Origin of the sequence: Streptomyces profundus (assembly GCF_020740535.1) — a bacterium.
Taxonomy (GTDB): Bacteria; Actinomycetota; Actinomycetes; order Streptomycetales; family Streptomycetaceae; genus Streptomyces; species Streptomyces profundus.
Window position 1 is genome coordinate 3,065,612 of record NZ_CP082362.1, and the last position, 22,977, is coordinate 3,088,588.

Below are 22,977 nucleotides of genomic sequence, written 5' to 3' on the forward strand. Positions count from 1 at the left end.
GTGAGAGGCGACGAGCGTCGAACGGTCCGCGACGCTCAACGCCCGGCCCGCCGTTCGTCGATCGCGGCGAGGATGTCGTCGGTGGCCACCTCACGGACGGCGCGGCGGTCGGCTCGGGCCGCCATCTCAGCGAGGGTCGGTTCGGCCGCCTCACCGGTGACGGGGCCCGGGAGATCCCCTGGAGGGAGTGGCCCGCCTCGGCCGCACGCGTCTTCAGGCGGCGGGACCGGCGTTTCGGCAGGTCGGCTGCCAGGGAGGCGCCGGAGGCCCGCTGATTCCCGAGCTCGGAGCGCGAGTTCGGTTCTGGTCGCCCGCTTCCCCGCCTGAGGCCCAGGTCAGGGACCTGGGCCTCTGCCGTGCGACGAGGTCCCACCGACCGAGGCAGGTAACGCGTTGCCATCCCGCGCACCCGCTCGGTAACGTTCCGGTGGACGTCTGAACGCGGCCTTGGGGGGATCGTGGCACGGCCATCTGACTGGTCACCCGTCGACATGGACCGGGACCCGACGCCGGGGAATCCGGAAGAGGTCCGCGAGTTGGCGGACGATCTGCGGGAGTTCGCCGACGATGTCGGCGAGGCGTTGGGGAAGATCCGTGGCCTGGCGGGTGAGCGGGCCGTCCTGGACTGGGCGGGGCTGTCGGCGGACACCTTCCGCAGCGAGTTCGACGGCGTTCCCGACAACCTCACCAAACTGGAGGACTCCTACAGCCTCTGCTCGCAGGCGCTCCAGTCCTACTGGCCCCAGCTCCAGACCGCCCAGGGCATGGCCGACCGCGCCCTGGATCGCGCGATCAGCGCCCAGGCCGATCTCGCCAACGCCCAAACGGCGTTAGGCGACGCGACCGACTGGGTCGGCCGCGCCGGCGACGAGGCCGAGCGGTTGCAACGCGAGGGCGAACGGGACAACGTCGAACCACCGGACGAGGCGGACGTCCGCAACGCCGCGCGGGACCAGCAGGCCGCCCAGGCCGCCGCCGGCGCCGCCCAGGCCCGCGTCGACGACGCCGAGGAACGCCTCTCCGCCGCACGCCAACTCGCCCAGGACGCACAGGAGATGCGTGAGGAAGCAGCTCGCCAGTGCGCGCAGGGAATTGACGAAGCCAGCGACGCCGGCATTCAGAACCGGAAATGGTGGCAGAAGGCCATCAAATGGGTCACCGACAACTGGGACACCCTCGTCGAGATCTGCAAAGTCATCGTCGCCGTCCTCGGCGTCGTCGTCATGATCATCGGCGGCCCGCTGGCGTGGGTCGTCCTCGCGGCGGCCCTGGTGGTCCTGGCGGACACCCTCATCAAATTCGCCCAGGGCAAAGCCGGCCTCCTCGACGTGGCGTTTGCGGCACTGGACTGCATTCCGGGGATGAAGGGGCTGACCACCCTGGGGGGTTTGGCCCGAGGGCTGCGCGGTGCCGGCTCCACCGGTCTACGAGGAATCAGACAGGGTGCACTCGGCCTCGGCCGAAGCATGCGGCGCAACGCACGGCCGATGGACGTGCGTGTCTGCCGCACCGACCCGATCGACATGGCAACCGGTGAAATGGTCATGAACGCGGTCGATGTCGAACTGCCGGGCGTCCTCCGGTTCTCGCTGGAACGGCAACACGTCTCCTCCTACCGGCACGGCAGATGGTTCGGCCCGTCCTGGGCCTCAACCCTGGACCAACGGCTATTGCTCAGCGATTCGGGTGTTCAGTTCTTCACCTCCGACGGCATGGCGCTGGACTATCCAGTGCCCATGTCGGACGCGGAGGCTCCCGTGTTCCCTGTGGAGGGACCACGCTGGGGACTTTCGTGGGATGGCACCGCAGGGGGCACGCTGACCGTTCGCCTGCAGGAGCACGGCCACGTCCTGTCCTTCTCGCCCGTGAACGGTCGTCCGGCGCATGAGTTGTCTCTGACCGCGATCGCCGACGGGAACGGCAATCGGGTCGAGATTCGCCATACCGAAGAAGGCACACCACGGGAAATCACGCACTCCGGTGGATTCCGCCTGGGCTTCACCCTCTCTGCTACTCAGAAGGTCACCGAGATCCGGTTGTTGAGCGCCCCGGATCACCCTGTCCTGAGGTCCTTCGGCTATGACGATCAGGGCTCCTTGTCAGAGGTTCGGGATTCTGCGGGTGTTCCCGCCAGCTACACCTACGACGAAGATCAGCGAATCACCGGATGGCAGGATCGCAACGGCCACTGGTACCGGTACCACTACGGGCCGGACGGTCGGTGTCTGGCGACTGAAGGAATGAACGGTGTTCTGACCAGTGAGATTCATTTTGACGACGAGGAACGGCAGACCGTCTTCACCGACTCCCTGGGGCGAGTGACGCGTTTCAATTTCAACGATTCCTTCCAACTCGACTCCGAGATCGATCCGTTGGGCCATACCACCCGGTTCGAATACGACCGCTACGACCAGCCCGTCTCCGTCACCGACCCGATGGGGCGCGTCACCCACTATGAATACGATGTCGCCCACCGGCTCACGGCGGTGGTGCGCCCCGACAGCAGCCGATATGTATGCGAATACGATGAGTCGGGCTTCCCGATTGCGATCACCGAGCCAGACGGATCGACTTGGCGGCAGGATTTCGACAGCGCAGGAAATCGCGTCCAGACAGTGAGCCCCCTGGGCTTGGAAAGCCGGTTCGGCTATGACCAGCACGGCGGAATCGCCTGGATGGTGGACGCGGCCGGTGAACGAACCGAGGTGGAGTGCGACTCCGCCGGACTCCCCGTGCGCAGCGAGAACAGTGCGGGAGCGGCCACGCGGGTTCGGCGGGACGATCTCGGTCGTCCGGTCGAGATCACAGTTCCGGACGGATCGGTCACGCGACTAACCTGGAGCCTCGAAGGGCGGCTGCTCACCGAGACGGACCCGGAGGGTGGCGTCCAAGCCTTCGAGTGGGACGCGGAGGGCAACAGGACCACTCAGACCGACGCCGCAGGCAACGTCACGCGCTACGAGTACGGCTGCTTCGGAGCGCTGCACCGCCGCGTCGAGCCGGATGGCGCGGTGTATTCGTTCGAACGGGACACCGAGCTGAACCTTCTCAGCGTGTTGAACCCGAAGGGCCATGAGTGGTCGTACACCTATGACAGGGCAGGCCGCCTCGTCGCCGAACGCGACTACGACGGCCGCGTCACGGAGTACGCGTATGACGCCTGTGGCGAGCGCGTTCTGAGTAGCAACGCACTGGCTCAACGCATCGAGTACCAACGCGATGTGCTTGGACGGGTGACGGTCAAGAGCGTCGATGGGATGGTCACCAGGTACGACAGAGACGCCAACGGGCGACTGCTGCGGGCAGTCAACGACCATTCGGAACTGGTGCTGCAACGGGACGCGAACGGTCGCATCACGGCTGAGATCTGCGACGGCCGCGAACTGCGGATCGACCACGACCGCATGGGACGCCCGGCTCGCCGGATGACCCCATCGGGGTGGGAGAGCGTCTGGACCTACGGGATCGATGGCAGACCGCTGTCACTGCGGTTCGGCCGAGAGGCGCTGCGCTTCACGCACGATGTCAACGGCCGGGAGACCGGACGGCACCTGGACACGGTGGCAGCCCTGCAACAGAACTGGTCCCCGGCAGGTCGCCTGACGAGGCAGAGGATCGGGACCGCGTCCGTTCGCGAATACGACTACCGCGCCGATGGCTACCCCGAGGTTGTCGATGACAGCGCACTCGGGGAAACGCGGTTCATTCTCGATCCAGGCGGTCGCGTCAGCCGGGCCGAATCACGCCACGGCATCGAAGAGTACGCCTACGACGCCACCGGCAGTCTCCGATCGGCGAGTTGGCCATCCTCAGCGGGTGTGGTTGAGACAGAACAAGCGGGCGAGCGCCACCACCACGGCACCAGGCTCGTCCGAGCCGGCCGGACCCACTACGCCTACGACGACGCGGGACGCCTGGTGCGCAGGCGAACGCGCACCCTCTCCGGGCGAGTCCGTGAGTTTGTCTACGCCTGGGACGGCGAGGACCACCTGCGGCATGTCGAACTTCCGGACGGCTCCCGGTGGGAGTACCGCTACGACCCCATCGGACGGCGGATCGAGAAGCTCCATCGAGCGCCGGACAACACTGAACGCGACCACGTCATCTTCACCTGGGACCGCTTCCGACTGGTCGAGGAAACAACCTGGCGGCCAGGAGCCGATCGACCCGACTTGATTACGGCATGGGAATGGGACGAGAAAACGGAATCCCCGACCGCGCAGCTCGAATGGCGTCCGGACGACGACAGGGAACGCTTGCTCGCTGTCGTCACCGATTCCGTGGGAACGCCACAGGAACTGGTGACTGAGGAGGGCGATGTCGTCTGGCGGAACAACAGCACGCTCTGGGGCGTGCCACTCGGCGGCTCGGAAAGCGTAACAAGGTGCCCGCTGCGTTTCCCCGGTCAGTACCGGGATGAGGAAAGCGGGCTGCACTACAACGTATTCCGCTACTACGACCCCGAGACAGGCCGTTATCTCTCCCCCGACCCACTGGGACTCGAACCCGCACCACACCACTACAACTACACCCCGAACCCGCTTGTTTGGGCCGACCCGTACGGACTGGCCTGTACGGTAGTACGGCACTTCACCACCCGCGCCAACTATCAACGCATCATGAGTGGCGGCGGCAAGGACCACATCGTTCTCCGCGCGAGTTCACCCGTCAGGGGACATCCGCAGGGTGTGTATGTGACACAGAGGCCACTGTCGGAGATCCTCAAGAAGCCGAACGGTTTCAAAAAGTATCTGGGTCTAACCCGAGAGAAGTCCGAGCACATGATCGAATTCACCATGGATGGCGATTTGCTGCGCAGCATTAGAGGCAGCAGGGGGAGTCATGTTGAATTCTCTCCGCAGGACCTCAGAATCCCGAAGGAGAACATCTCCTACCATGGCCCAACCGCCAACTACTCACTTAACTGAAAGGGAGCCCCATGGAACTGACCGGCGTATCGAGCGATTTTATCTGCGATTCATCGACCTTCTCAGCAGCGATGCGAGATTTCATCTCCAGACAGTGGGCAAGATGGCCCAGCCTTCTTCTCGACGACGAAGATCTCCCCGAATCGCCTCCTACGGATTGGACATTTCCTGGCGATAGCGATGAAAAGATGCCCGGAATCCTAACATTTTGCCGCGATGAACAGATGGACACCTTCTGGGACAATAACGGATACGCCATCGAGCCAACGAGTGGTGAGGGGCCCTTCGCTGTCTTCTTCAGCCTGGCAACTCACCCGTTCTATGCCAGAAACCTAGTCGACGTGCACGAAATTCGACCTCTCAACAAGCCATCGGCAGAGTTTCAGGGAACACAGCTCCTGCTCGCCCAGTACATCAAGGCGACACTGCTTACTCCGGATGATCCGAGCGATGATCCCTTCTCCCAGAGTGTGCTGCGCGATTTTCTCACCAGCCTGGGCGGACAACAACTTGCGGCCCGTTTGATGGGGTGACACACCACGTCGAGGGGGCGCTCGTATGGGGGGAGTCGCGAGCAATGTGATCACCGAGCGGGGTGAGCAAGGTGGCGGGTGGGGATGGCCGGTTGCCAGGAGGCGTCGGGGCTCGGTCGTGATGAGGTTCGCCGAGGTGCGCGACAAACGTGGTGAGTCGGGCAGACGCGACGCAGGGGTTCGAAGGCCCCTCCGCCGGGCTGGCAGAGAGGCGGCCGAGTGGCTGTGGCAGTCATGGAGGGTGAGTGCCCCGAGTGGCGCTGATCTTGAGGCCGCGGTCGGAGTCACTCCGCGCGGCGAGGCCGGTTTCCGGGCCTGGGTCGCGGAGTTCCAGAGCGGAGAGGGCGATCGGTGGGCGGGGGTGCCTGGTGGTGGGCTCGGGTGCGCGGAGCCGGGGCACCCCCGCCGTTGTGGGAGTCGGTGGTTACTCGACCGGCTGGGCCGGCTCGACCGGCTGCCAGCCGTCGATGCCGTCGACCTCTTCCTGGGTCAGGCGCTCGACCTCGACTCCGTCCTCGGTGCGCTGGACGGAGACCCCCGGCTCCAGGTCCGCGGGCGGGCCGGGCTCGGTCGGCTGGTACTCCGTCTCGGCGGGCTGGTTCGCGGGGCCGTCGTCGTCGGCGGCGGCGTTGGCCGAGGTGATGGCCAGTGCGGTCAGGCCGACGGCGGCGGCCGACGACGCGATGATTCCGACGACCCGTGACTTGCGCATGAGGTGCTCCTTGTTGTCGCGAACCCGGCCCTGTGCCCTGTTCGTTGCTCCATCACATCGCGGGGCCACGTTCAGCCGGGTAAGCGGAAGAGGGGACATGCGCCGCGTTTCCTTATCCGGCCGTCACCGTCGGCGCCTGGTGGGCCCCGGCGGCGAAGTGGACGGCGACCGTGAGCCCTCCGTCAGGGCCTGGTTCGGCGCGCAGGTCGGCCCCGTGCGCGTGGGCGATGGACCGGACGATGGACAGGCCGAGGCCGTGCCCCGTGGTGCCGACGCGGTCCTGTCCGAGGCGTCGGAAGGGCTCGAAGAGGTCGTCGACGAGGCCGGGGTCGATGGGGCCGCCGGTGTTGGTGACGGTGAGGGTGCCGCCGTCGAGCGTCACCTCGACGTGGCCGTCCGGACGGTTGTAACGGAGCGCGTTGCCCAGCAGGTTGGCGACGAGGTGGCGGATGAGGACCGGGTCGCCCCGCACCCGCGCCGGATCGCGGAACCGGGTGCGCAGGGCCAGGCCCTGCTCCGCCGCGACCCGACGCGGCCCCCGCGCCGCCGCGTTGACCTCGTCGGCCAGGTCCACCTGCTCCGGGTGCTCCAACCCGCGTTCGCCGCGCGCCAGGAGCAGCAGGGACGCGATGAGCTGTTCGGCCTCGCGGTTGGTGGTGAGGAGGTCCTCGCGGGTCTCCGCGAGGTGTTCGGGGAGCGGGCCGGCCAGGCCGACCTCGATGCTAACGCGTTGGGCGGCGAGGGGGGTGCGCAGTTCGTGGGAGGCGTTGGCCACGAAGCGGCGCTGGCTGTCGAAGGCCCCTTGCAGACGCTCCAGCATGGAGTCGAAGGCGTCGGCGAGGTGGTGCAGTTCGTCGTCCGGGCCGGACAGGTCGAGGCGTTTGTCCAGGCTGGTCTCGCTGATCCGCAACGCGGTGTCGGTGACCGCGGCCACCGGGCGGAGCGCGCGGCGTGCCAGCCATCGGCCGGTGAGGACGACGAGGACGGTCATCAGGACCAGCCCGATGGCCGACCACTGGATCATCTGGTGCAGCGCGGTGTCCTGCACGGTCTGGACGGTGGCGTCGATGTGGTGGGCGGACAGGCCGCCCGGCGCGTCCGGTGCGGCTGGCCCGTCCTCCGTGGGTTGGTAGCCGGTCGGATACATCCGCCCGCTGGGGGGCTCGTCGTCCGTGGTCAGGGCGATGCCGGAGATCCGCGCGGCCGTCCCGTAGCGGGCCAGGACGACGACGAAGGCCAGAAGGGCCGTCCCGGAGAGCAGGAACAGGCCGCCGAACGCGAGGGCGAGCCGGGTGACGAAGGGGGTGCGGGCCCACCGGCGCCGGTTCACGGGGTGAGGCGGTAGCCGCGGCCGGTGTCGGCGGCGATGGTGCCGGGGCCGCCCAGCTTCGTCCGCAGCCGGCTGACGGTGGCCCGGACGGCGCCCGTTCGGGGCGTGCGGTGCTCGTCCCAGACGGCGCGCACGAGGTCGCGGTGCGAGACGGGCTCGTCGCCGGACGCCAGCAGCATGTGCAGGACGGCGAACTCCTTGGGCGTCAGATCGACCGGCCGCCCGTCGACCCGCACCTCGCGGCGCGCGCCGTCCATCCGGATGCCGTCCCGCCGCAGCACCAGGGGCGGGGGTTTCGGGGTACGGCGGTACAGGACCTGGATGCGGGCCACGAGTTCGACGAAGTCGAAGGGCTTCGCCAAGTAGTCGTCGGCGCCGAGCTCTTCGAGCCCGTAGACCCGCTCCGCGAGCTCGCCGGCGGCCGTCAGCAGCAGGACCCGGGGCGGATCCGGCAGCTCCCGCAGCCTTCGGCAGACCTCGTCCCCCGTCATCACGGGCAGGTCGCGGTCGAGCACGAGAACGTCGTATTCGGTCAGGAGACACATCCGCTCGGCCTCGTCCCCCGACGCGGCCAGATCGACCGCCATCGACACCCGGCGCAGCCCCTTGGCGATGGTGCGCGCCAGCACGCGGTGGTCTTCGGCTACCAGAACCCTCATGGCGCCCATGACATCAGGCCGTCGGTCACAGACGCGTAAGCGTCTGACGCCGACGAGCCTCCCCGTGTGCTGGCCGTGGCGCGGCCGGATCGAGGGACCAAGGCCGCGGGACCGGTCAGTTCGGCTGGAGCCCGGCCGGCAGGTCCGGCTCGGCCGGCGGGACGAAGCGCGTGTCCTCGGCGTCGGCAGCCGTCCGCCGCCCGGCGCTCTCGGCACCGCAGAACGCGGCCTCCAGGGTGCCGCCCAGCGCCGTGTTCACGTCGCCGTTGTTCGAGGTGTTCGCCGTCGCGGCCAGACTCCGCGCGCCGTCCTCGGTCGTGAACGCGTAGGTGTAGTAGCCCTGCACCGTGCCGGTGTGCCCGAAGACCGAGACCTCGCAGGAGAGGTCGTAGCGCCGCAGGCCCAGCCCGTAGTGACGGGTCCCGGTGTCGTCGCTCGGGGCGACCTCCAGCATCGCGTCCAACTGCTCGGAGCCCAGCAGCTCCCCGCCGAGGAGCGCGCTGGTGAACCGGTTGAGGTCGGCGGGGGTGGAGATCATCGCGCCGGCCGACTGGGCCCACGACACGGTCTGCTCCGTGGAGTCCACCAGCGGCTGCCCGGCCTCGTCCGGGGTGAGGTGCCCGTCGATGTGCGCCCCGGGGACGGTGTTCTCCGGATGCGCGTACGCGGTGTCCTCAAGGCCGAGCGGGTCGATGACGCGCTCCCGGTACGCCTCGGCGAGCGGCTGGCCGGTGAGGTGCTCGACCAGCAGGCCGACGACCACGAAGTTGGTGTTCGAGTACGCGTAGGCCGAGCCGGGCTCGACCGTCAGCGGCTCGGCCGTCGACAGCCCGACCAACTCCTGGAGCGTGTACACCTCGTTCCGCACCGCCTCGAACCCGGGCACGGTCTGCGCGAACATGTCGTTGCTGTAGTCCCACAGCCCGCTGCGGTGGCTCAGCACATGCCGCAACGTGATCCGGTCGTCGGGCAGCAGACCCGGCAGATGGTCGTTCACCGGGTCGTCGAGCCCGGCCGCGCCCTCCTCCACCAGTTGGAGCAGCACCACGGCGGAGAAGGACTTGGTGACGCTGCCGACGCGGAACCGCGCGTCGGTGTCCATCGGCTGCCCCGAGCCGAGCTCCCGTTCGCCGACGACCTCGGACAGCGCGCCGTCCGGCCCGTCGAAGCGCGCCATGGCGCCTGGCGCGCCCAGCTCGGTCGCCTCGGTCAGTGCCGCCCGCACCCCCGCCGAGTCGGGCGCGGGTCCTGGCGACGCGTCGTCGTCGCCTCCCGGCACGCCGATGGCTTGGGCGGCGACGGCGAACGAGGCGACCAGCGTGGCGGCGACGAGCGCCACCCGCTTGCGTGTGGGGGAACGCACGACGGTCCTCAACTCCCATGGTTCGCGGTTCGGCTGTGTCCCTCACCCTAGTGACCAGGGGCTTGTGACCCGCCCCCGTGATGTGGCGCCGGTGGCCGTGTCCGGTGTGGGTTCGGGCCGCTGTTGGAGGTCGGGGGGACAGGCCGTGGATCGAGGGTGACCAGTTGTGGACGTCGCCCCGGCCCGGCCACCGTCCCTGACGGCGGGCTGCCGCCGGCCGTCCGGCCTGATCAGACCCCACCCGGAACGATCCGACGGACCCCGACCGCGCGGCGGGGCTCCTTCACCTTCGTCACGGTCGTCACGGTCTCCTGGGGAGTCCGACACATCTGGCGGTCGCGACTCCCCTCGCCGACGGGTCGGGGGCGTCATCCCCGGCGGTGGGCGTTGTGGTGTCCGGCGACTCGGGCCCGGCTCGACGCGTCACGGCTGGCCCATGGTTCGCAGCGCCTCGGCGGTGACCGCCAGGTGGTGCGAGGTGGCCCAGGCGCGCCACTCCGCGCCGCCGCCCGCCTTCGGCCGCTCTCGGCGCGCGCACTTCGCCAGCTCGGCGTCTCCCCACGAGGTGGCCTCCCCACGCGCCGGCCAGTGCTCCGACCGGAGGAGTGCGCGCGCGATCGTGAAGAAGTCGTCGTTTCCCGGGAGGGTTTGACGGGCCACATAGACCTGCCAGTCCTCGCCAACCGTGTACCGGATGTTGGGGATGCTGCCGCGACCACGCCGGGGCGTGGCCGCGTGGCTGACCCCGTAGTCGCCGAAGTGCGGTGGCCTGCCCTCGGTCTCATTCGCCACCTTGCGCCACAGGGCGGCATCCCAGCGACGCACCCGCTGGGGGATCCCTCGCGCCAGCTTCCGCAGGGACCGGGGGAAAGCCCCTGCCGCGACCACCACGTTGCGCCACGCGGCCTGCCGGGACCAGTGCAGCGCGTCCAGCATCGGCGGCACCGCACCGGCCAGCGCGGCGTCCCCGGCGACATGGCCGGCATCCAGCACCAGGTCAACCTGTTCGGGTGCCAACCGCACCGTACGCAAGACCCCGCGCAGGTGGCGCGGTGTCGCCGACAACCGCGGCGGGGTGTCGAGCACATCGACCCGGAGGACCGCTCCCCGGCCGTGGGCGCGCTGGACGTCACGGACCTCGGCCAGCGCTCCGACGGGATCGTCCGGACGGAAGACGGGGATCAGAGAGAGCAGCCAGGCTCCGAACGCCTCGCTGAGCCAGTTCATCGGCCGTCCGGTCCACACCCCGCCGATCTCACCGTGATGCCAGAGGTCGCCACAGTCGACTGCGATGTCCAGCCCTTTCGGGAGCTGGTTCCAGGCGTTCTTGCGGAAGGTCTCCATGACGTCTCGCAGGCGTTCGTCGTGGACCACTTCCATGATCGGATGGACCTCTGCCCGCACCTCGGGCTCCATCTGCCCGAGCGCCGTGAACTCGCCTCGTTTTCCTTTCAGGATCGGTACATACGCCATCGCTGCCCCAAGGAGCCACGCAAGCCCGCCCTCGCTGGAGGGATTGGTTCGAGAGTGCCTACCGAAACACGGGACGAACAGGGCGAGATCAAGGCATCTGTCTGAAAAGACTCGGACATGGCTGAGGCACCAGGCCCAGGGGGATTTCCAGAAGACGCCCGTCGTGGCCGACGTCGACCGCCGGCGGAGCCGGGGTCAACGAGGGACGAGCCGCTTCCGGTTCCGCGCGATCGTCCGGCCCGAAGCTACGTTGATTGCGGCGCCTTGCCGTACGGCCTCGCCACGAAGCACAGTTGACCCGTCACCTCGGGTGAGGAGGGCGCAGGTCGATCGACTTCCGACGTGTCATGGCCGACGCGTGCTTGTCGCGACAGCTCGCGATGGTCGCGGTCGCTGTCGGACGGAGGTCGCACATGTGCCAACCCATTGAGCCGACCAGCGGGGAGAAGGGCGAGGACGGAAAGGAGAACGGGGAACGGCCGGCCCTCGGGCCCGCGCGGTCGGCCAGGAGGTGGCGGCTGTGGGAGGGCGTCTCGTGGGGGACGGGCCTGGGCGTCGTGTTCGCCGCCCTGGACGCGGTCGCGGTCCTGACACAGGACGAGGCCCTCGCCGTGGCGGCGAGGGCTCTCCGCGCGGTAGGGAATCCGATCGTCGACGCCGGACAGCACAGGCGATCGTGATCCCCGGGCCTGGCCGTCGCAAGGCGGCCGGGCCGCACCTCCCCAGGAAACCGCATACGGCCCGAAGTACCAAGGGACGCGAACCTTCTCGCACCTGTCACCCGGCACGAAAGTCGTTCCGTGCGCCAGGAACGCGAGTCCGTTCGCCAGCGACGCGAGGGGGAGGAGGACGACCGGACGTGGACACCGTCACGGACCGCTGCCAGGAGTGCGGGACGCCGCTGCCCGTGGCCGCCAGGGTGGGACGGCCACGGCGCTACTGCTCCGCCTCCTGCCGGTCGGCCGCCCGCCGGGCGCGCCGCCGGGCCGAGAGCGCGGGCGGCACCGCGCTCCCGGCGGGCCCCTGCGCCACGGACATCGCCGGCCACCGCTGCGGTCGCGCGGCGCGCTTCGCCATCACGCTGAGCCGCCGCGAGACCCGGCTGTGCGGCCCCTGCCACAAGGCGGCCATCGATTTCCTGATCGGCCAGGGAGTGACGGCCCGCGACATCAGGGCGGTACCCCTGACCGGGCCGGAGCCCCAGCCGGACCCGGTGCCCGCCACACCAGCCGCCCCGTCCGCGCGGCACCCCGTGGGACGTCCCCTTCGGCCCGCTCGCGTACTCCTGATCGAGGACGACGACGCCCTTCGCGATGTCCTCAGGATGGTGCTGACCCGCGGCGACGCCTACCTGGTCAGCAGCGCGCGGGACGGCGAGACGGGGCTCCGCGCGGCGTACACCCAACGTCCGGACCTGGTGCTGCTCGACATCATGCTGCCGGGGATCGACGGGATCGAGGTGCTGCGTCGCCTGCGCGGCGTGAGCGATGTTCCCGTGATCTTTCTGACCGCCAGGAGCGACAGTCAGGACCTGGTGATCGGGCTGGCCGCCGGCGCCGACGACTACATCGTCAAGCCGTTCGACGTCAACGAACTCAAGGCACGGATCGCTCGGGTGCTGCGTCGGCACCAGGTCACGGAGAGCCGGCAAGCGGTCTACGAGGACGGGTTGCTGCGGTTGAACTCGCTGACGCTGGAGGCCCATGTCGTCGGCGAGCCGCTGGCGCTCACGCCCACCGAGTTCCGCCTGCTGAACCAGCTGGTGCGCTTTCCGGGCGCGGTACAGCCGTTCGGGCAGCTGCTGGCCGCGGCCTGGAACGACCCTGGCGGACGGGGGGCGAACCGGGTCAAGTTCATGGTCTCGCGGCTGCGTCGCAAGCTCGACGCCACTCCGCTGGGCAGCGACGCGATCGCCTCGGCGCGCGGCATCGGGTACTTCTACCGGCCCCCCGTCAGCCCTCCGCCGCCGGCCGACCCGAGGACTCCCCCCGCCGGCCACGGCCACGCCGGACGCATCCTCGACCTCCTCAACACGCGCGAGAGAGCGACCTAGTGCCGCGTCGGTCGCGGTTGCCCCGCCACCGGGCGGGGGCGGCGACGGCGCGGGGCCGGCTTCGCCGTGCCGGCCGGGGCGGGCCCGGCGTAGACTCGCCGGCGGGCCGTCGAGGCCATGACCAACCCGGGGGAACCGTGCACGACTACGACGAGCCGGCCTGGGGGCCGCTCCCCGTCCGGCCAGCCGCACTGCGCTGGCTGCTGCTTCTCCCCCTGACCCTGCTGGTCCTGCCGCTGTGGTGGGTGATGTGGATCCTCCTCGCGATCTGCTGCTACGGCCTGGCCTCGGTGGTCCAGTTGGTCGTCTACGTGCTGCCGCGCACCGAGGCCGGCGCGATCAGGATGCTGGACGCCACGTTGGGCAGGGTCCCGTTCATCCCACGCTGGTGCGTGACCCCGGTGGCGCTGGTGCGCGAGGGCGACACGACGTACTACACGGCACGAGTGGACCGCCGCGTCAGCAGGAGCACCCGGCGGGTGGAGACTTCCCACGGGTACGACCGCGACCTGGAACTCGGCGTGCACTACTTCCGAGGCGCGGGCGCCGGTTACGTCGTGCGCGCCGCCTCGGAGCGGGGCTGGGACCTCCACCCGGTGCTTCGCTCACATCCCCGGCGCCGACTCCGACTGCGCCACAGCGGCCGACCACACCCCCACTCCGACAACTGACCGGCCGGGTACCTCCGCGCCGTCGGGCCCGGCTGGTGCAGACGCGTGGCCCTCGACGTCTTGGTCGATCCCCGCACTCAACCGGCTACTCTCCGCACGGCAGCCGAAGTCGTCGCGAATCAGCCAGAGGCGCCGGCTATGGACCGGAAGGGCGTCCCGGCCGGGCCGCGTAAGCGAGAGGGATGGCGTTGACCATGCGCCCCGACCACCGATTCGATACCTTGGAACCGGCGACTGCGATATCGTTTAGGTATCGTCCACAACAAGGAGGAATGCATGTCGAGGACCGTGATCGACCTGGACGACCAGGCGACCGAAGAGCTGATGCGCCTGTACGGGGCAAAGACGAAGGCTGAGGCTGTTCGGCGTGCCATCGACGAGACGATCAAGCTGCACAAGCGGGTCGCACTCATGGACGCCATCGACAGCGGAGAGATCGACCTCACCTACGACGCCCGGGCAGCGTGACCGTGCGCTATCTGCTCGACAAGTCCGCCCTGGCCCGCCGTACCAAGCCAGGGGTCCGGGCCTTTCTCGACCCGCTCGTGCAACGCGGCCTCCTCGCCGTCACCGGAGTAGTCGAGGTCGAGATGCTGTACTCCGCCCGCAACGCCCGTGAAGCGGAGATGATCCGCGAGTTGCTGCGCGGCTTCGACTACCTGCCGTGCCCTGACGAGGTGTGGGACCGGACCCTGGACGTCCAGGTGCAAGCCATCCGTAAGGGCAACCACCGCGCCCTGTCCACCGCGGACCTGCTGATCGCCGCGACAGCCGAGCGGCATGGCGTGAGCATCCTGCACTACGACGAGGACTACGAGCAGATCGCCGCCATCACCGGCCAACCGCATCGATGGGTAGCCGAACCCGGCACGGCCGACTGACCGGAGATCCCGCACCGCCCGACGCGTTCCCGGCAGAACGACCAACCGCGGTCACCAAAGGTCGTCAACGGCGGGTGATTGGTGGAATGACGTCGCGGAGTCTCGTCGAACGCCACCTGGAGACAGAGGCGATGCGTCCGCCCTCGATGATCGCTTCGCGGAGCGTCAAGCATCACCTCGTAGTGCGCGGCGAGGAGGATCCCCTCCAGCACGACGTGGTAGCCACCGTCCAACGCGTATCGAGCCACGATGTCGATCAGCGGGCGGAACGAGCGGACGTGGCGCCCGGGCCTGTCGTCCCCGTGTGCTAGGCATCCGGTATGGATCACTCCGGGCCCGTGCCGTACATCGAACTGGAAGAGGAACAGCATCAGTTGCTCAGGGAGCTGGTGCGGACGAACCTTCCGTCCCCAGACGGCAGTGAAACGGCCTCGGCGTTGCTGACCGCCAGAGGGCTGGACCCGGACCTGCTTCGCCGCACGCTGGCGGGCATGCCGGTGGGTCTGGTGCGCACGACGGCTGGCGAGATCAGCGTGACGGCGTTCGGCGCCGCCGTGTTCTACCGGGCGGAGGCCGAGCGGCTGGAGCTCCTGCTCAGCCGTATCGCACACTTCGCGGACGTGCACGGCGGGGCGGCACGACGCTTCGCCGGCTGTGTTCGTGACATGGCGCAGGGAGCGTTGCCGCCGGAGGACGCCCAGAACCGAATGGACGGAACGCGCTGAACGGCGCCCTCAAGCCCCTTCGGTTTCCGCCGTGAAGAGCGTCTCTGAGGACGGCGCCCGAGCTCGGGTCGCGGCCTTCCCTGGTGGCAGTACCGCTGCTGAGGCAAGGTCACCCCGCGAGATCACGGGGCCGGCGAGCACGTCGGTGAGGAGTTCCTGCTGATGTGGGACGAGTTCGGTCAACCGGCGAAGCACCGAGAGGAGTTCGATCAACTCGATGGTCCACTGACCAGGCCAACTCTCCACGTGGAGGTCGTCCAGCGGACTGGACCGCTTGCTGCTGGGCGACGCCTTGCGGTAGCCGAACCACTTCCGCACGATAGGCATCCCGCCGACATCGTAGTTCCACATCTCATCGGTGACAGGGGCCAGAGTGCCCTCCCCGATGTGGAGTGTCGCCGTGCCGAGGTCGTGGTAGACGTGCTCCGGCACCGCCGTGCCGATGTGGACGTCGTAGCGCACCTGCCGGTGGTCCCCATGGACGAACTCGACACTGCCACGGGGGCGCCCGGCTTCCGTGTCAGCGAAGCGCTCGCCGTAGGTGGATGTCCACAGCACCTCCCGGCCGATCCCGACAGCCCGGTGCCACAACTCCGGATCCCGGGTGAGGGGGACACGAACGCCCGGGGTGAGCAGATCCTCGCGAAAGCGATCGGTGAAGCCCCGGTGTCCGGTGATGGCGACGACATAGGCGGCAAGATCGGCAACCGGCACACGCCCCAGTTCCAGGGCACGGGCAAGACAGGTGAGCAGCCCGTGGGGAACGTTGGCCGAGCCGTCCGGGTGGTACAGCGGCATCACGCGACCACCGCGACCGTTGAAGTGGTGGGTGTCAGGGATCAGATGGGTCGCGACCACCGCCGGCCCGGACTCGATCGCCTGAGACGACTGCTGGTTGAGGAACAGTTGCTCCCGGCTGAGCGCCGACCAGAGGTCGGGGCGCGGGAAGTCGACGGCGCGGAAGTCCCGGATCAGCCACTGTCGGTCGAAACTGCGTTGCGCGTAGCGGACAACCTCCGGCTCTTCCGCACCACTCGATGTCGTGACCTGGTCGTTTCCGGTCGCCGAAGTGCCTGCGAAGTGCGACAGGGCGCGGTCGCGTGTCTCCTTGAAGAGCACGGACCGCTGTTCCGGGTCGGTCTCCGCGAAGAGTCGCCGCCAGCGACGACGGAGCGTCTCAGGGCTTGGCGCGCTGACCCACGCGCGGTTGGATTTCACCCCGGGGCTGCCCCACGGGAACAGGTCGCCGAGCGCCGGGTAGTCGTCCCAACCCGACTCGGTACGCGGTGTGAACGGCTTCGTCGCGCCGGAATGGACCGGTCGCCAGCCGTCGTCGTCCAGTCGCACCTGGCGCAGCTGTGAGAACTTCTCCGCTCGGCGCCCGGACAGCGACCGGTAGTGCAGGGTGGCCCGATGCTCCGGCCCGCGCATCGCCCCCGCCCGGCGAACGACGACACAGATCGCCAACGGCTGGGCGACGCCCGGGAAGACGCGGGTGCCGACATCCGCCCGCTGGCCCTCCGGGCTGAGACTGATGATCCACCCCTCGTCGCAGGTACGCCGGATGTAGTCCCGCATGCCCCGCCCACCGGGGCCGGTCGCCCAACCCGAGGGCGTGATGAAGCAGACCACACCGTGCTGGTCTTCGGGATGCGCGTCAAAGACCTTCCACGTCGCCCACCGCCAGAAGTAGACGTACATGTTCTTCAGGACGTGCTCGTACCTGCCGTTGCCCGCCAGTCGGAAGTCCTCCAGGAGTGGAACGTCGTCGCGCGCCTCCCGCTTCTCCACCCAGCCGCCCCGGTTCTCCGCCTTGTCGTCGTAGGGCGGGTTGCCGATGACGACGGTCACGGGCACCTTCGCCTTGAGTTGGTTGGCGCGCCGGCGAGAGTCCGAGATCGGGTCATAGGTGGACGGGAGATAGTCGGTCTCGGTGTGCGGGTTGTCCAGCGTGTCGGTGACGTACAAGTGCGGCCCGTCGGCCGGGACATGCACTCCGTACCTCTTGAGCAACACGGTCGTCCGCAGCTCCGCCACGGCGTACGGGCCCATCTGCAACTCCAGCCCGTGCAGCCGGCCGACGAACCGTGCGACCGCGTCGGGGCGCATGGCACAGCCCTGCCGTTCCTCAGCGCGCGCGGCGACGCGCTCGATGGCGGCGTGCAGGAACGTCCCCGTCCCCATCGCCGGATCGACGATACGGACCTCGTCCGACCCGAGGCCCTCGGCGTGCCCAAGCCTGCTGATCAGGATGTCCTCGGTGAGGCGGACCATCTCCGTCACGACTTCGCGGGGCGTGTAGTACGAACCGCTCCTCTGACGCAGGCCAGGATCGTAGACGTCGAGGAAGTGCTCGTAGAGGTGGAGATAGGCGTCCTTGTTGCCGTACTCGATCGCCGACCAGTCGACACGCGCCACCGTGCGCTTGAGCAACTCCAGGCTGACAGCGAACCGTTCACCGACATGTCCGGTGAGCAGGTCGAGCGCGCGGCCCATCAGCGCGTGCCCGGCGTCCAGCCGACGGCTGACGTCATGCAGCGTGGAGTCCTCTTGGAGCAGCCCCTCGGCGCGGGCCAGCAGCAGCGCGAAGGCAACGGTCTGGGCGTAGCCGTCCGCGAACGTCGTTTCGTCGGCTGTGGGAAAGAGGAGTTGACGCCAGTCGTTGCGGAGACCTGTGAACGGTCGCACCCGAAAATCCTGCGGCGGGGCGGACGACTTCGCCTCGGCGCTGAGCTGTTCGAGGACGGAGCCGCGCAGAAGTCGGCAGAGCGGCGCCACCTGCTGGACCAGCCGCGCGACATTGGTGATCGCGATGGGGCGCCACAGCAGGAACTGCTTGAGGAGCGCGTCGAAGGCATCGGGGTCCGAGGGGGCGAGCTTGCCGCCCATGACCGCCAGCCCACCCGTGAACGTCGCCTCGGCGACCGGATGACCGTGCCGGTAGAGGCGCCAGTCCGTGCCATTGGTGTAAAGCAGGTTGGGCAGATCGCGCAGCCGCTCCCACTGCTTCTTGTTGGCCCCGCGGAACGTCGAAGGATCGATCGATAGACCGGGACGTTTCAGTTCGATGTACCCGGTGAGTTCGCCTGCCGCGCGGACGACATAGTCGAGCCGGACTCCCAACTCGGCGACAGGGTACTCGTCGTGCCAGCTGATCTCCGGCTGTTGATGGTGCTCGCCGACAGTCCGCAGCAGACCCTCCAGGGGCCCGCGGATCGACGCCTCGGGGCTGCCACCACCAGATAGTTTCCGTTGCGATTCTCGGCCGAACTCTGCGACTGCGGTGAGCAACCAGGTGCGCGCCGAACCGGACATCTTCCCCCAGACATCATCGGTGACCCTGCCGAGCAGGCTAGCTACTGCCCGGCGTTGGGGGGAAGAGGGCGTTGGGCGGGATCCGTGGCCTGGTGCCCGCCCCGAACCCGGTCACCCACGTACACAAACCCCACGTCTTCTACGATCCACTCGGCCTATCACCCTGCCCCGGTTGATGTGGCCCGAGGAGTTCGCGAACACGGAGCTCGGGAACACGCCGAGCGCAACGACCACACCCACTGTCGGGAACATCTCGACACCTGGGAGCACGAGGTCTGGGCGCCGACACGGGACCCGTTCACATGGCCGGGAGCACCGACCTGGTGGGGGCATACACCCGGGAGGTGGCGGGTAGGGGGTGGTCGTTGTCGGTCGTCGTGGGTGTGGTGGTTGGTGGTCGGAGGGGCGAGGTGTGGCTCCTCGGCGGTGGTCCCGATGGAGCGTCCATGCTGCGAATCCACTTCACGCCCGAGGACCTGGCGCGGGTCAGGGTGGCCCCGGGGCCTGACTTCCTGTGGGAGATCACCAACAGCGTGCAGACGCTGCAACGGAGCGACGGGGAGCGGGTGTTCGGCGCCTGGCGTCGATGGGCGCGGCCACGGCTGCCGCAGAGCCGGCGGCTGCTCTCCCCCCTGCTGCCGCCATACGGCTACTCCCCCGACTTCCTCACCCCGACATCCGGTGACCGCACCACCCTCCGGGCGGCCATCGACACCCTGCTGGGGACGCCACGCCCCCGGCTGCGCACGGAGTTGACGCGGCTGGCCGCCTCGACCCGGCTGCCCGGCTGGACGCGCGCGCTCGCCGAGGGCGACGCGGACACCCTCGTCCAGCTGGGCGACGCCCTCCACGCCTACCAGGCACAGGCGCTCCTCCCGCACTGGGCGCACGTCCGCGCGGATGTCGAGGCGGACCGCGCACGGCGGTTGCAGAGTCTGATGGACGGCGGCACCGAGGGGCTGCTGGCGGGGCTCGGCCCCGGCACCCGCTGGTGCCCGCCCGTGCTTGAGGTGGCCTATCCGGTCGATCAGCACCTGTATCTGGCGGGCCGGGGGCTGCTGCTCCAGCCGTCGTTCTTCTGCTGGCCGACCCCGACCACGTTGGCGGACGGGAGGCTGCCGCCCGTCCTGGTGCATCCGATCCACCACACGGCCGGCTGGGCGTCGGGGGCGGCCGGGCCGAGGGCCGTCGCGGGCCGCGATCCGCTCGGGCGCCTCCTGGGGAGGACCCGCGCGGAGCTGCTGCGGGCCGCCCGTACCGGCTGTTCCACCGTGGAGGCCGCGCGGTTGCTCCAGGTGACGCATCCGGCGGTCAGCCAGCACATGAACGTGCTGCGCGCCGCGGGGCTGATCACCACGGTCCGCACGGTGGGGCGCGCGTTCCACCTCGCGACGGCCGAGGGGCGCGCCCTGCTGACCGCCGACGACCACGGCGCCGGGCGGGGAGGGGCCGAGGCGACGCCCATGTAAGCCTGGGCTTACGTCTCTTGTGCCCGTCCCGGCCGGGGCAGCACGCTTGCCTCCCGCCCAGGGCCGGTCACGCGCACACCGGCGCGGTGCCGCGCGTCCGAGCCCACGTCCCCCCGGAGGTCATGTTGAGCACGCAGCGTCCGACCCGCAGAGGTGCCTTGAAGGCCGCCGCCGGCATCACCGCGATGACGGCCGTCGGCGGGGCCGGTCTCCTGGCGTCGGCGTCCCCGGCCCACGCGGTCGGCGACGGCTTCGGCCTGCGCATCGTCGACAGCGACGAACGCGACGCCCGGATGCGGTACTTCCGGTTCGCCACCGACGAGATCGGCTGGGACCCCGGCGTCAACGTCCTTCTCCCGGACGGCTACCACACCTCGGGGCGCAGATATCCCGTCCTGTACCTCTTCCACGGCGGCGGCGTCGACCAGGACTTCATCACCTTCGACCGGATGGGCATCCGCGCCTGGACCGCGGGGAAGCCACTCATCGTGGTGATGCCCGACGGAGGCAGCGCCGGTTGGTACTCCAACCCGGTCAGCACCAACGTGGGCCCCCGCAACTGGGAGTTCTTCCATATCGAGCAGCTGCTGCCGTGGGTCGACGCGAACTTCCGGACCTATGCCGAGTACGACGGCCGCGCGGTCTCCGGGTTCTCCATGGGCGGGTTCGGCGCGCTGAAGTACGCGGCCAAGTACTTCGGGCACTTCGCCTCGGTGAGCTCCCACTCCGGGCCCGCCAGCCTGCGCCGGGACTTCGGCCTGGTCACCCACTGGGCCAACGTCTCCTCGGCCGCCGTGGAGTTGGGCGGCGGCACGGTCTACGGGGCGCCGCTGTGGGACGAGGCGCGGGTCAGTGCCGACAACCCGGTGCAGCGGGTGGAGAGCTACCGCGACAAGCGGGTGTTCCTGGTGGCCGGCACCAGCCCCGACCCGGTCAACTGGTTCGACACCGTCAACGAGACCCAGGTCCTGGCGGGCCAGCGGGAGTTCCGCGGCGTGCTCGGCGCGGCGGGGATTCCGCACGAGTGGCACGAGCCGGCGGGCGGCCACTTCGTGCGCCCGGACCTGTTCCTCCGCGATCTGGACGGGATCGTCGCCCGGCTCCGAAAGGCCTGACGTGCCCACGACCCCCGGGAGTCCCGTCATGCATGGATCGAACAACCCCCCGCGTGCCGTCCGGTCCGCCGGTCCGAGCCGCCGGGCGCTGCTGCGCTCCGGCGCGGTCGGCGGGCTCGCCGTGGTGGGCGTCGGCGCCGGTGGTCCCGGTGCGGCGGCCGGGCCGCTGGTCTCCGGGGCGAAGGTGCGCGACCTCACGGGGCCGGCGCAGACCGGTCGGTTCGCCGCGCCCTGGACCGACCTGGGCATACCGGCGCGCTGCCCCGACGGCTCGATGCTCTTCGTCTGCGGCGACACCTTCGACGGCGGGGGCGTCGGCGGCCCCGACTGGCGGTCGCCCGTGGGGCTGCGCTCGTCGAATCCGGCGCCGGACTCGCTCCTGATCGACGGCAGCGTGGGCGGCTCCCGCGCCGTCGGCCTCGTCCCCGAGGGCCACACGGGCGGCACCACCGCCATCCCGTCCGATGTCTTCACCGTCGGGTCGACGATGTACATGCACCTGATGCGCGGGGTGATCTACCAGACCCACCACACGGACTTCTGGCGCTCCGACGACAACGGTGAGACCTGGCACTACCTCTGCCAGTGGCCGGGCGACCAGTACGGCGGGCAGTTCCAGCAGAAGACCTACGCGGTCGCCGACGACGGCTACTGCTATGTCCTCTCGACGGTCTTCAACCGCGAGGTGACCTCGGCGCTGCTGCTGCACCGGGTCCCGCAGGACGACCTGGGGAACCCGGCGGCGTACGAGCCGTGGGGGTACGCGGACGGCGGCTGGGCGTGGGGCCGTCCGCCGACATCCGTGACGGCCGCGCGCCGCTGGGGCGAGATCTGCTTCCGGGCCATGGCCGGGAGGTACGCGCTCACCTGGCTCAACATGAGTCCGCTCGACATCAGGGCGCAGATCTTCGCCGTGCCGACATCGAACCTGTTCACCACCCCGGAACAGACCATGATCGTCCCCACGGTGCCAGGGCGGGAGACCGGCAACGCCGTGGCGAGCCCGTACGGCGGCTTCATCGTTCCGGGGTCGAGCCTCAGCGATCTCCATATCGCCGTCAGCCAGTGGTACGACAACCAGAACTACCGGGTGATGCAGTACCGCGTGAACGGGCTGACAAGTTGACGGGCTGACGGGCTGACGGGCTGACGGGCTGGAACGCCGTCGGCACCGACTGGCGCGCGCTGGACGACGGCCGGCCGGCTACCCGCTGAGCTGTGGTGGCGCGCGCTGGGGCACGGCGGCGAGGGGCACGCGTCGACGGGCCCCGAAGGGGTGGCGCGGCCTGGTCGTTCACTTCAAAACCTTTTGCGGCGCCCGGGCCCGGGAGCTCCGCCCCGGCGGGGCGGGGCCGCCGGGCCGCCGGCCGGGGCCGCCGGGCGCGCCCGACGCGGGGGCGCGGCCCGGGCGCCGCCCCGGGCCGGGGGCCGAACCACCCGCCCCACCAGGCGTTTTCCCCGGCCCACCGGCCGGTGGGCCGGCCGCTGGCCGGCCGTCGCCGGCGGCGGTGGCCCACCGCGCCGCGCTCCCCCCGGCCACGGTGGGGTCCGCGGAACCGCCGGCGTCGGCCACAAATCGGGTGATCCAGATCTCAGCCCCGAGTACGTCGGAACCGGGAGAAAAGCAGATCAGCGCTGGCCGGGCGGGCTTCCCCTCACCCCGCACCGCAGATCAAACAATTGAAATCCGGCCCCGCCGCCGATGCCCGCTCCTACGCTAAGGTCGGCCGACGAAAAGCGACATCCGGCG

General features: G+C 69.5%; 17 protein-coding genes. 11 read left to right on the forward strand and 6 right to left on the reverse strand.

What is annotated here, in order from left to right; all coding sequences use genetic code 11:
• The first annotated feature begins 491 nt into the window (after positions 1 to 491).
• Positions 492 to 4,928: an RHS repeat-associated core domain-containing protein gene (locus tag K4G22_RS13450; RefSeq protein WP_228080461.1), complete on the forward strand. Its 4,437-nt coding sequence runs from the start codon at positions 492 to 494 to the stop codon at positions 4,926 to 4,928.
• Between the two features lie 11 nt (positions 4,929 to 4,939).
• Positions 4,940 to 5,461 (forward strand): hypothetical protein, encoded by a 522-nt coding sequence (locus tag K4G22_RS13455; RefSeq protein WP_228080462.1) that lies wholly within the window; start codon positions 4,940 to 4,942, stop codon positions 5,459 to 5,461.
• A 424-nt stretch (positions 5,462 to 5,885) separates the two neighbouring features.
• On the opposite strand, the gene K4G22_RS13460 is transcribed toward K4G22_RS13455, so the two are convergent.
• The 5 genes from K4G22_RS13460 to K4G22_RS13480 form a co-directional block, all read right to left on the reverse strand.
• Positions 5,886 to 6,173: a hypothetical protein gene (locus K4G22_RS13460; protein ID WP_228080463.1), complete on the reverse strand. Its 288-nt coding sequence runs from the start codon at positions 6,171 to 6,173 to the stop codon at positions 5,886 to 5,888.
• Positions 6,174 to 6,285: 112 nt separating this feature from the next.
• Entirely contained in the window at positions 6,286 to 7,503 is a 1,218-nt protein-coding gene (locus K4G22_RS13465) for a sensor histidine kinase (RefSeq protein ID WP_228080464.1), read from the reverse strand.
• Complete coding sequence (locus K4G22_RS13470) at positions 7,500 to 8,162, reverse strand: response regulator transcription factor (RefSeq protein WP_228080466.1); 663 nt, start codon at positions 8,160 to 8,162, stop codon at positions 7,500 to 7,502. Before K4G22_RS13470 ends, K4G22_RS13465 begins: the two co-directional genes overlap by 4 nt.
• A 115-nt stretch (positions 8,163 to 8,277) precedes the next feature.
• Positions 8,278 to 9,525, reverse strand: coding sequence for a serine hydrolase domain-containing protein (locus K4G22_RS13475; RefSeq protein WP_228080467.1), 1,248 nt, complete (start codon positions 9,523 to 9,525; stop codon positions 8,278 to 8,280).
• Between the two features lie 423 nt (positions 9,526 to 9,948).
• The gene (locus tag K4G22_RS13480; RefSeq protein WP_228080468.1) at positions 9,949 to 10,998 is read right to left on the reverse strand and encodes a beta family protein; all 1,050 of its coding nucleotides are present in this window, start codon (positions 10,996 to 10,998) and stop codon (positions 9,949 to 9,951) included.
• Between the two features lie 413 nt (positions 10,999 to 11,411).
• Between K4G22_RS13480 and K4G22_RS13485 the strand changes: the two genes are divergently transcribed.
• From K4G22_RS13485 to K4G22_RS13515, 6 genes are all read left to right on the forward strand, one after another.
• A complete protein-coding gene (locus tag K4G22_RS13485) occupies positions 11,412 to 11,678 on the forward strand; it encodes a hypothetical protein (protein WP_228080469.1) in 267 nt (88 codons plus the stop codon).
• 179 nt (positions 11,679 to 11,857) lie between these two features.
• Positions 11,858 to 13,051 carry a response regulator transcription factor gene (locus K4G22_RS13490; protein ID WP_228080470.1) on the forward strand — a complete coding sequence of 398 codons (1,194 nt, stop codon included), beginning with the start codon at positions 11,858 to 11,860 and terminating at the stop codon, positions 13,049 to 13,051.
• A 137-nt stretch (positions 13,052 to 13,188) separates the two neighbouring features.
• Positions 13,189 to 13,722: a hypothetical protein gene (locus K4G22_RS13495; RefSeq protein WP_228080471.1), complete on the forward strand. Its 534-nt coding sequence runs from the start codon at positions 13,189 to 13,191 to the stop codon at positions 13,720 to 13,722.
• 276 nt (positions 13,723 to 13,998) lie between these two features.
• Positions 13,999 to 14,190 carry a type II toxin-antitoxin system VapB family antitoxin gene (locus tag K4G22_RS13500; RefSeq protein ID WP_228080472.1) on the forward strand — a complete coding sequence of 64 codons (192 nt, stop codon included), beginning with the start codon at positions 13,999 to 14,001 and terminating at the stop codon, positions 14,188 to 14,190.
• A complete protein-coding gene (locus tag K4G22_RS13505; RefSeq protein ID WP_228080473.1) occupies positions 14,187 to 14,603 on the forward strand; it encodes a PIN domain nuclease in 417 nt (138 codons plus the stop codon). The genes K4G22_RS13500 and K4G22_RS13505 overlap by 4 nt, the downstream gene beginning before the upstream one ends.
• A gap of 338 nt (positions 14,604 to 14,941) precedes the next feature.
• Positions 14,942 to 15,328: a hypothetical protein gene (locus K4G22_RS13515; protein ID WP_228080474.1), complete on the forward strand. Its 387-nt coding sequence runs from the start codon at positions 14,942 to 14,944 to the stop codon at positions 15,326 to 15,328.
• A 9-nt stretch (positions 15,329 to 15,337) separates the two neighbouring features.
• On the opposite strand, the gene K4G22_RS13520 is transcribed toward K4G22_RS13515, so the two are convergent.
• Positions 15,338 to 18,643: a type ISP restriction/modification enzyme gene (locus K4G22_RS13520; RefSeq protein ID WP_228080475.1), complete on the reverse strand. Its 3,306-nt coding sequence runs from the start codon at positions 18,641 to 18,643 to the stop codon at positions 15,338 to 15,340.
• Positions 18,644 to 19,089: 446 nt separating this feature from the next.
• Between K4G22_RS13520 and K4G22_RS13525 the strand changes: the two genes are divergently transcribed.
• From K4G22_RS13525 to K4G22_RS13535, 3 genes are all read left to right on the forward strand, one after another.
• Positions 19,090 to 20,112: an ArsR/SmtB family transcription factor gene (locus tag K4G22_RS13525; RefSeq protein WP_228080476.1), complete on the forward strand. Its 1,023-nt coding sequence runs from the start codon at positions 19,090 to 19,092 to the stop codon at positions 20,110 to 20,112.
• 125 nt (positions 20,113 to 20,237) lie between these two features.
• The gene (locus tag K4G22_RS13530; RefSeq protein ID WP_322785156.1) at positions 20,238 to 21,227 is read left to right on the forward strand and encodes an alpha/beta hydrolase; all 990 of its coding nucleotides are present in this window, start codon (positions 20,238 to 20,240) and stop codon (positions 21,225 to 21,227) included.
• 28 nt (positions 21,228 to 21,255) lie between these two features.
• Positions 21,256 to 22,353 carry a DUF4185 domain-containing protein gene (locus K4G22_RS13535; protein WP_228080478.1) on the forward strand — a complete coding sequence of 366 codons (1,098 nt, stop codon included), beginning with the start codon at positions 21,256 to 21,258 and terminating at the stop codon, positions 22,351 to 22,353.
• Positions 22,354 to 22,977: the final 624 nt, after the last annotated feature.